The sequence below is a fragment of the Furfurilactobacillus rossiae DSM 15814 genome (assembly GCF_000428925.1).
Lineage (GTDB): Bacteria > Bacillota > Bacilli > Lactobacillales > Lactobacillaceae > Furfurilactobacillus > Furfurilactobacillus rossiae.
Genome location: NZ_AUAW01000035.1, coordinates 1 through 9,352, shown reverse-complemented (window position 1 = coordinate 9,352; position 9,352 = coordinate 1). Strand labels below are relative to the sequence as shown.

9 protein-coding genes are annotated in these 9,352 nt (G+C 46.1%); 5 read left to right on the top strand and 4 right to left on the bottom strand.

Annotated elements, in window-relative coordinates:
• The first annotated feature begins 54 nt into the window (after positions 1-54).
• Together G400_RS16700 and G400_RS15455 are read left to right on the top strand one after the other, a co-directional pair.
• A complete protein-coding gene (locus G400_RS16700) occupies positions 55-180 on the top strand; it encodes a putative holin-like toxin (protein WP_155827240.1) in 126 nt (41 codons plus the stop codon).
• A 452-nt stretch (positions 181-632) separates the two neighbouring features.
• Entirely contained in the window at positions 633-1,334 is a 702-nt protein-coding gene (locus tag G400_RS15455) for a VTT domain-containing protein (RefSeq protein WP_042655388.1), read from the top strand.
• Here G400_RS15455 and G400_RS0112935 read toward each other — a convergent pair.
• The 4 genes from G400_RS0112935 to G400_RS0112920 form a co-directional block, all read right to left on the bottom strand.
• The gene (locus G400_RS0112935) at positions 1,327-1,974 is read right to left on the bottom strand and encodes a DNA alkylation repair protein (RefSeq protein WP_017261542.1); all 648 of its coding nucleotides are present in this window, start codon (positions 1,972-1,974) and stop codon (positions 1,327-1,329) included. The two genes, G400_RS15455 and G400_RS0112935, sit on opposite strands and share 8 nt — an antisense overlap.
• A 95-nt stretch (positions 1,975-2,069) precedes the next feature.
• Positions 2,070-2,549, bottom strand: coding sequence for a hypothetical protein (locus tag G400_RS0112930; protein WP_017261543.1), 480 nt, complete (start codon positions 2,547-2,549; stop codon positions 2,070-2,072).
• 2 nt (positions 2,550-2,551) lie between these two features.
• Positions 2,552-2,986, bottom strand: a complete 435-nt coding sequence (locus tag G400_RS0112925; RefSeq protein WP_017261544.1) for a hypothetical protein — start codon at positions 2,984-2,986, stop codon at positions 2,552-2,554.
• 16 nt (positions 2,987-3,002) lie between these two features.
• Complete coding sequence (locus G400_RS0112920; protein WP_017261545.1) at positions 3,003-4,013, bottom strand: lipoate--protein ligase; 1,011 nt, start codon at positions 4,011-4,013, stop codon at positions 3,003-3,005.
• Between the two features lie 345 nt (positions 4,014-4,358).
• Between G400_RS0112920 and G400_RS0112915 the strand changes: the two genes are divergently transcribed.
• The 3 genes from G400_RS0112915 to G400_RS0112900 all read left to right on the top strand — a co-directional run bounded on the left by G400_RS0112915 (position 4,359) and on the right by G400_RS0112900 (position 9,058).
• Positions 4,359-4,811, top strand: coding sequence for a universal stress protein (locus G400_RS0112915; RefSeq protein WP_017261546.1), 453 nt, complete (start codon positions 4,359-4,361; stop codon positions 4,809-4,811).
• Between the two features lie 933 nt (positions 4,812-5,744).
• Complete coding sequence (locus tag G400_RS0112905; RefSeq protein WP_017261548.1) at positions 5,745-8,042, top strand: glycosyltransferase family 39 protein; 2,298 nt, start codon at positions 5,745-5,747, stop codon at positions 8,040-8,042.
• 14 nt (positions 8,043-8,056) lie between these two features.
• Positions 8,057-9,058: a glycosyltransferase family 2 protein gene (locus tag G400_RS0112900; protein WP_017261549.1), complete on the top strand. Its 1,002-nt coding sequence runs from the start codon at positions 8,057-8,059 to the stop codon at positions 9,056-9,058.
• Positions 9,059-9,352: the final 294 nt, after the last annotated feature.

Genomic DNA, 9,352 nt, shown 5'->3' with positions numbered 1-9,352 from the left:
AAGAAGATGGTGCTAATGGGGTAAGAATTTTTTACCGTATTGCCGCAGAATCTGATGGAAAGGAGTTACCTCGTGTCCGTAAAGGATGCACTGCAGCTAGTGTTGGAGTTTGCCATGTTCGTTGTGGCCCTCCTTGCACTGGTCGTTCAGTTAATAGCAGTCATTATGGATTGCTGTTAACGTAAAAGCGAGCAGTCGTCTCAACTTTGGACAGTTGACGATTGCTCGTTGATCGTTCACACCACCGCTTTTGCGGATCGGTAGGATGCCATCACTAGTGGCATCCTTTTTTACGTTGTCATTATAACATGTTCATCCTAAAAAGGGTCAGTACAAGTGGATGATTCATGTGACAATAAATCATTCACTTGGTCGTTCAGTTAATAGCAGTCATTAAGGCCTGCTGTTAACGTAAAAAAACGAGCAGTCGTCTCAACTTTGGACAGTTGACGATTGCTCGTTGATCATCTAGCGCCACCGCTTTTGCGGATCGGTAGGATGCCATCACCAGTGGCATCCTTTTTACGTTGTCATTATAACACCTCCGTTTAGCAAGATGTCCAACAAAGTTTGCCCACGACGTACCCTCTTTGCTTGGCATTCTAGTCGTTTGCAAGTATAGTAAGACTACTATGACAAACTTCCTGACTTCCACCCGCCTGGCGTGGGTACTTGAATTTATTTTCCATCCACTATCCTTTTTAGTGCCATGGACCAACCAATTTAATTACTGGGGCTATGTGGTGTTATTTACTGTCCTCTTTTTAGAAAGTGCCTACCTGTTATTCTCATTCTTACCAGCGCAGTCGCTGCTGTTTGTCGCCGGAGCAATCTCTGCGAACCGGTCTTCGGTACTCAACATCTACCTCTTGTTGATTGGTTTTGTGGTGATGACACTGGTCGGATCGACCATCAAATACCACACCGGTATTCGCATGAAAGCGCGCGCCGACGCACATATTCAACAAAAACGCGATGAGGGTAAGTCGCAAAGTAAAACCATGAAGCGACTGTCTCAATCTGAAGTCTACTTTGAGAAGTACGGGGGTAGTTTTCTAATTATCGCACGGTTTGTTCCTATTGTCGGCCTTTTCATGCCGCTCATTGCCGGCGAAACTAAGATGGATCAACGCCAATTTCATCTATTCAACACGATTGGCGTCGTGGCCTGGATCTTAATCGCCACGCTGGCGGGCTTTTTCTTCGGCAAAACACAGTTTGTCAAAAACTACTTTACGTTTATCTGCATTGGTATTGCGTTGCTACCGATTATCCTTCACGAGGTTGTCCGGTTTGTGCGTGAATGGGTTGATGCGATTCGTGACCTTAATTGAGATATTTACTCCCTTCACGGACGGCCAATGAACTCATCTTGGATTGATGGTCAGCTATGAATTGACGTACCCAATCCGGATTTGTCTTACTGTAATCCCGTAACGACCAGCCAATCGCTTTTTGAATAAAAAATTCGTCGGTCGCTAAATCGGCCAGCATCATCTCACTTAAATACGCTTCATCCGTTAACGTTTTAAAGCCTAACTGCAAGATAATGCCCACCCGGCGTTGCCAGAAGTCAGGCTTTTCTTTATACCATGAACCAACTTCTGCTAACCAGTCTGGATGACGTTTGACAACGCGGCCAATTACGCCACGAATAGCGTCGACACTATCCCACCAAGGTTTAACCGTAATATAGTCACTCAGCCACGCTAACTCATCCTGTGTCAGCCGAGTGACGTTATGCTGCATCATATCAATGGCAGCATATTGATACTCACGCTCTGGCAGCGCGTATAGTGTCGCAAACTGCCGTCTCAATGCCGACAGCGTTAACTGCTTACTATCAATCAGCAACGTATGTTCCTGTTGCCTGCGTTCTGGTGACTTAACCCCAGCAAACAAAAATTTGTTCTTCATGTATGCGGCCATCCCCTCAGCCATCTCGGGATCACCTTTTAAAAAAGCTGTTATCATTTTTCAAGCCCACCTTATGTAAACGGCGGGTATCGGTGAAAGACCACTTTTCACTAATACTCGCCGCAATTGAAACCTTTATTTAATTGTGAAAACTAATCCTCGGCCTCTTTTTCAGCGTCAGCCGTTTCCAGCTTTTCAACCTGTTCACGAAGCCAGTCAGTAATTTTGGCACTCACGGAATCTGGATCGTCTAAAAACGCCTGAACAGAACTGGCCATATCAATTCGCATCTTGGACACATTGATGGCTGGCGAATCGAAAATCATATACAGATTTACTTCACGTTCATCGTCAGGATCAAGCATCTTATCAATCTCATTCGCGTAGGCAAACGGCAAATTGATCAATGAACTTTCTAAACGAACATTCATTTCAACATCGTGGAAGCCGGTGATATCAACCCGTGTTTGAATTAATTTACCGGCTGCTAGTTGTTTCTGTGCAAAGGCAATACTGTCAGCCATGACGCTTTCTGGATCATCATTCAGTTTGTCAAACGTGGTTGTGGATGAGGTTGCCACATACGTTTCATCTTGCAATGCCTGTAAAAAATCGGCAACTTTTTCTTCCATGGTTATTTTCTCCCGTTCGCTTGTTTATTTGCTTTGCGTTCGACCCAAATGCGGTTGTTTTCCTCGTAGTTGCGACGGAATCGTGCGCCCGCCACAAAGGCTTCGAAGTTGGTAATTAAACCAATTACCGCAAACAGATCGATCATCACGTTTATGAAAACCACCCCGTGGCCCGTAAACGTCTGTACCACCGCTAAGAGTAGCACAGCTGTCAAAATAATCAGAACGAAAGACTGCGGATATACTGAAAACCGCCAGTTAAGTGCAAACATAATGACAGGGATAGCGACGAAGACTAACATGATGCCTTCGTTTGCCAGAAAATGTGGCCACTGCTGGCTCGCACTCTTGCCAAAGCCAAAGTACACCCCCGCATTCACAATCGTGTAGAAAATCCAGGAAGCAATCGTCAGGCTGACGACACGTACATCTCTCATCTAGACAAAAACCTTTCTATGCCAACAAATCGACCAATTGTTCTTTCGAAATGCCGACGAAGTATTTTGCCAGGTCCACGTCTGCCAAAGCAGATGCTAAATCATCACGGTCATACTTCACGCCCGTCAGTTTGTCAGCCAGTGCAGAAACATCTTCTGGTCCGAAGAAATCCCCGTAGAACTTGATGTTGTTGATCTTACCATCATCAACGTTCAAACGTGCATCAATCGTCCCGTAATCAAAGTGCTGACGCTTCTTTACCGTAAATTCTGGTGACTTACCGTAAACCCAGTCCCAATTATTGTAATATTGTTCGTACAACTTGTCGATTTCTTTCTGATCATCATCAGTAACCTTGACTTCACGGTCCTTGATGTCAGCGAGGTCGTCAACGTTAAACAATTCTTTCAATAAAATATCACGGAACGTTGGGACATCAATATCTTGATACTCTTTGTCCAAGTATGGACGTAAATTGGTAACCCGTGAACGAACGGACTTGATCCCCTTTGAAGCAATCTTATCTTCTGGCACATTAAGTGCATGCGTCACAACATCAAGATCCACGTTAAGCATCAACGTACCGTGTGAGAATGTCTTCCCATTACGGGTGTACATCGCGTTCCCAGAAAACTTCTTGCCATCAACGAGAATGTCGTTACGACCAGAAACTTCAGCGGTTGTCGCACCCATTTTGTGTAAGGCATCTACGATTGGCTTTGTGAAAGATTTGAAATCACCAAATTCTTCACTGTTTGAGTCCACCACGAAGCTGAAACATAAATTACCTAAATCCTGATAAACGGCACCGCCACCAGACAGCCGACGGGTTACCCGAATGTTGTGCTCTTGAACGTACTTCTGGTTAATTTCTTCCTGAGTGTTTTGATTACGACCAACGATGATACATGGTTCCTCATAGTAGAATAGTAATAACGGTTCATCAAACTTCTTGTTGTTCATCAAATATTGCTCGGTGGCTAAGTTCTCGCCAATGTTGTGCGATTTCATCGAAACATAGTACATAACGTTAAATCCCCCTAAGCATCTTTTTTATTGGTGATTCACCCAGTACAGCGGTTTGTATCAACTTATAAATAGATGAATCACGCTTTCACCAATGATGTTAGCACTTTCTGAAAGCGGACACAATCGTTAATTTGACAGTGTTTCGTTTTGTGATTTCACAAACTTTCTGAATGTTGAATATTACCTTTCATTTGACCAGGTCATTAATTATTGGCAACCAAATAAGTTTACATTTAGTGCCCATAAATTAGTAAATCGCTTACATTATGACTGATAAAAGGTATAATAAGGATAAGGCAAAAGCAGTAGAGTTCCTGATTGATAGAAAGGTGGCACACAGCGATGTTACAGCAATACAAAAATATTCTTGCCCCAGTTGATGGTTCGAAAGCCACTGAACCAGTTCTGGAAAAGGCAATTGAGGTTGCCAAACGCAACGATACGCACCTAGACATCCTGAACGTTTTGGAGGTTAACCAATTCTCGGACAGTTATGGTGGCGCTGTAAGTGGCGATGTCATCTACCGGTTGGTTGAAGACGTTCAAAACCGTTTGGAATCTTTGAAACAACAGGCTGAAAAAGCTGGTGTTAAAGATGTCGACATCCACGTTCGTTTTGGTAATCCAAAACCTGTTATCTCGCGTGAATTCCCTCACGACCATGGTAGCGAATTGATCGTCATGGGCACGACCGGCTTGAACGCTGTTGAACGGTTGATGGTTGGTTCTGTTACCAACTATGTCAGCCGCAACGCAGATGTTGATGTACTGATTGTTAAGGTTAACCAGAAGTAAGATAATTAAATTATGATTTTAAGAAAGCGGTAGGTACTCTCGATTGTGAGGGTATCTACCGCTTTCTTAAGTCCTTATATTCGCATTCAAGTAGCGGATTGTATTCATAAAAGGTAAGTTGCGTCTTGGCAATTTGTTATTGAATTAGGTTTTGTAATGCTTGGATTACAAGTTCTTTTGACTTACGCGGATTCCGGCCAAATCGATCTAACTTTAAATTCACAACTGTGCCTTTGCCTTAAACAAAGTGAGATACTCTGGCTTTAAAACAGGTGCACCTAACCACCCTACAATTTCAATACCACTTTTCAAAAGTGAATAATAATCAGCATCATGGGTAATAAACATTTTTATCTACATTTTTGGGTGAAAACATAAATTACCCAGTTAACTTCAATATGAGCTGAAGGGCGTCGACATTGAAACCAAGACATGAAAGTGACCTAAATTCGACGAACTTCCGAATTTAGGCCACGGACGGTCGGAAAGACTCTTTACGAGGCTTGAACCGGTCCCATGTCGGAGTTTCAATGTCGATAACCGCAAGCGTCAGTCAGCTACTATATTTGTTCAACCATTTTAAACTCCCTAGCGTTGTGGAGCCAGTGAGGGACAGAGTTTCGTGAGCGCAATACTTTGTGGATGGTTTTTATCCACTTAGTATTGCAGGACGACTTTTAAGACGGTTTGTGGCTCAAAATCGAGGTTGAAGACGCCGGTTTTAAGGAGGCTGAGACCGGTCCCACGAAACGGCGTCCCTCGTTGGCGCAACAATGCGGCTCCTAGCAATAAAGCGTTGGTATACCCGTTTTAAGTTCACTTTTAGTTTCGCTTAAGTCATATTTATGCAAGCAGGTCTATCGTAATCAACAATGTTCAAGCAATTATTAATCACGCGTTCTTGTTTGAAACTAAACGATAGGAAGTGACCTTATGCGTAAGTTTGTTAAACGATGGGACTGGTGGTTAGTCGCCATTCTTGTCCTCGCTGCCGGACTCTACGGTTGGAATATCTGGGAGGCCGGCCAGGCCAACGATTTTTACACGGCCGCAATCGTCAGCATGACAAAGAGCTGGAAGGCCTTTTGGTATGCCAGCTTTGATCCGGCTAGTTTTATTACGGTGGATAAACCACCGGTTGCACTCTGGTTCATGGCAATCAGTGCCAAAATATTCGGCGTTCACGGCTGGAGTGTCGTGCTACCGTCCGTCCTGTTTGGAATTGGCTCGGTCGGTCTGATCTACGCCATGGTTAAACCTTACTTTGGGCGTTTGGCAGGTAATTTAGCAGCACTTTTCATGACGATCACACCAATTGTCGTGGCCGATTCGCGGACCAACAACATGGATGCGACGTTAGTCTTCTTCCTATTACTCGCAGGTTTCCTTCTACAACGTGCCGTTGCCAAACGGAAAACGTGGCTCGTAATCCTTTCATTTGCACTTATTGGCGTTGCCTTCAACGTCAAAATGTTGCAGGCGTTTATGCTACTACCCGCGATGTATTTCTTCTACTGGATTGCCAGTACGGTTGGCTGGAAGAAAAAAATAGTCCATCTGGTGATGGCAACGATTGCCTTAGCAGTCTTCACGTTAGCCTGGCCAGTCGCCGTTGACTCAACCAACAAGAGTAGCCGACCCTACATTGGCAGTTCATCAACGAACTCCGTTTTAAACTTAGCCTTTGGTTACAACGGTTCACAACGTTTGCTCGGTCAATCGACCGGAACCGGTAGTCGCTTCCCAGGCATGGGCAGTAGCAGTAAAGGCAAATCTGGTCAGGCGTCAACGGGTACTATGGGCAAAACGGGCACCCCACCCTCAGGATCAAAGACCGGCACTAAAGGCGTGGCGCCAACGGGTAAAAAGTCTGGTGGTCAGATGCCTGGTGGTTCCAAAGGCGGCGCGCCAACTGGCATGACTGGTGGCAAACAAGGAACCGGTGCTGGTGCAGGTGGTGGTGGCGGTGCCTTCAACATCGGTAGCGCAGGCCCATTCCGTTTGTTCCAGCAAGCACTTGGCGGTCAGGTCAGTTGGTTCTTCCCGCTAGCACTTACCGGCTTAGTCGGCGCTTACCTATATGAATCCGACCGTAAGAAACGCTGGTGGCAAACAACGCGTAATCAACAACAGCTCTGGTACTGGGCTGGTTGGCTCGTACCAGTTGCCGGATTCTTCAGTATCGCTAGTTTCTTCCACCCCTACTACATGATTATGCTCGCACCACCACTTGCCGTTCTGGGTGGAATCGGCATTGCCACGTTTGTAAAATCCGTCAGAGAAGGGCGTCAGCCTTGGCAGCGATACATCTTCGCCTTCGGACTACTCGCCACAGCAACACTGCAAGCATGGTACGTTTACAGTTACTATCCGTGGTTAAGCTGGCTTATTGCTGGCGGATCTGTCATTACAGCAGCGTTGATTGCTTTCGTATTCACGAGCTGGCGTAAGGTCGCCGTTACCAGTACGTTTGCGATTGCCTTGCTGTCACTTGCGCCAGGATTCTGGTCATTAACACCAACTATTGCTGGTGAATCGGCTGCCATTCCAACAGCTGGCCCCGACTTATTGACGAGTGGTGGTAACAGCGGTGGTATGGGTAACGAATCCGCAAATACCAAACTGATTAAGTATCTCGAAAAACACAACGGCAACGCCAAATATCTGTTTGCCACAATGGATTCAGGTACAGCCGCGCCCTATATTATCAAAACCGGTAAGTCAGTGATGACGATTGGTGGTTTCAACGGTACCGATAATGCAATCTCGCTTGCCAAGTTTAAACAACTGGTCAAGGCCGGTCAGGTCAAATACTTCTACGTCGCCGGCAAGAGTACTAGTGGTAGCATCGTGAACTGGGTTAAGAAACACGGTACCAAGATAAGCGCCAAAACTTACGGCGGTACAAGTGCTAGTTCCATGATGGGTGCCACAAGCACATCAGAAGGCAAAACAATCAGCAGCGCCAGCAAAAAGACGACTAAGCCAACGGGCAGTACTCAAGGTGGCCAACCTGGTGGTCAAATGCCATCTGGCATGAAGAAACCATCAGGAACAAAGAAACCTGGTAGTGCTCAAAAACCATCAGCCACAAAGAAAACGTCTGGAACGGCCAAGAAAATGACCAAACCGTCGCAAAAGCCGTCCAGCAAAACTGGTTCGTCCAAACAGGGTCAGCCAAGTACTGGTGGCATGGGTGGCAACGGCGGTACGTTGTACAAACTGAACTAAGGAGGATGACAACCATGACGAATACTTCAAATCAACTCATTTCTATTGTGATGCCCGTTTTCAACGAAGAAGCGCTCATTATGAAGACGATTCGAACCGTTCAAGGGTTTGTCAGCCAACAACCTGAGCGCTACGAAATTATCTTCGTTGATGACGGTTCAAATGACACAACAACGGATAAAATTCGTAAGGCAATCGCCTTCCATCCAGAAATGCGGCTTGTCCGTTTCTCCCGCAACTTTGGTCATCAACTAGCGATTACAGCAGGTATTCGCTACGCTACTGGGCAGGCCGTCGTGGTCATGGATGCAGACTTGCAAGACCCACCGGCTGTTATTGCCGACATGGTGTCAGCCTGGCATCAAGGGGCTGATGTAGTATATGGCAAACGGCAACAACGCGATGGTGAATCCTGGTTCAAGAAAGTCTCGGCTAAAGCCTTCTATCGCATTCTACACAGCATCACAAACGTTGACATTCCAGTTGACACCGGTGACTTCCGTTTGATGGATCGCAAAGTGGTCAACGTCCTCGAACGCATGAATGAGGATGAACCCTTCGTTCGCGGCATGGTCAGTTGGGTCGGTTTCAAACAAACCGCGGTGGAATACGAACGCCAACCACGCACAGAAGGTGTCTCCAAATACCCGCTTCGCAAGATGATTCGCTTAGCGATGGATGGTATCACATCGTTTTCAAACCTACCCTTGAAGTTTGCAAATTGGACAGGCGGATTGCTATGTGCGGCTGCTGTCCTCACCTTAATTGCAGCTATCTGGACAGGTTTTACCGGAACGACACTCCTGTTGGCGGTCGACCTGCTGATAGGTGGCCTACTGCTGCTCAGTATCGGCATTCTGGGGCAATATCTCGGCCGCGTGTTCAATCAGTCACGTGAACGTCCCTTGTACGTTGTGGCCGAAACAATGGGCTTTCCTAACAGTGCTAACAATCAACACAGTGTGGCCCGGACAATCCCAGTTAGTCAGGTCCAAAAGATCAGAAAACAATCCTAACTAAATTGACACAAATAAGGGTTCCAAACATCATTAGCAAACGCTAACGGTGCTTGGAACCCTTTTGAGATTGAATTTTACTTTATTGAGGAGGGGTGCGGGCGGCTTCGGCATGCTCTCTAAAACGTGCACCTGCCGCCCAGAATCCTGTGCATAACACGTAAGCCAATGCATTCGCAAACCCACCGAATACCTCGTATTACCCGTTATTGCTCGGTTTCTCCCGGGCTTCGGCATCACTCTCTCTAAAACGTGCACCTGTCGCCCAGAACCCTGTGCATAACACGTAAGTCA

Coding starts and splice junctions, on each gene's coding strand:
- G400_RS16700 (WP_155827240.1), top strand. CDS start 55: ATGGAAAGGAGTTACCTCGTGTCCGTAAAGGATGCACTGCAGCTAGTG.
- G400_RS15455 (WP_042655388.1), top strand. CDS start 633: ATGACAAACTTCCTGACTTCCACCCGCCTGGCGTGGGTACTTGAATTT.
- G400_RS0112935 (WP_017261542.1), bottom strand. CDS start 1,974: ATGATAACAGCTTTTTTAAAAGGTGATCCCGAGATGGCTGAGGGGATG.
- G400_RS0112930 (WP_017261543.1), bottom strand. CDS start 2,549: ATGGAAGAAAAAGTTGCCGATTTTTTACAGGCATTGCAAGATGAAACG.
- G400_RS0112925 (WP_017261544.1), bottom strand. CDS start 2,986: ATGAGAGATGTACGTGTCGTCAGCCTGACGATTGCTTCCTGGATTTTC.
- G400_RS0112920 (WP_017261545.1), bottom strand. CDS start 4,013: ATGTACTATGTTTCGATGAAATCGCACAACATTGGCGAGAACTTAGCC.
- G400_RS0112915 (WP_017261546.1), top strand. CDS start 4,359: ATGTTACAGCAATACAAAAATATTCTTGCCCCAGTTGATGGTTCGAAA.
- G400_RS0112905 (WP_017261548.1), top strand. CDS start 5,745: ATGCGTAAGTTTGTTAAACGATGGGACTGGTGGTTAGTCGCCATTCTT.
- G400_RS0112900 (WP_017261549.1), top strand. CDS start 8,057: ATGACGAATACTTCAAATCAACTCATTTCTATTGTGATGCCCGTTTTC.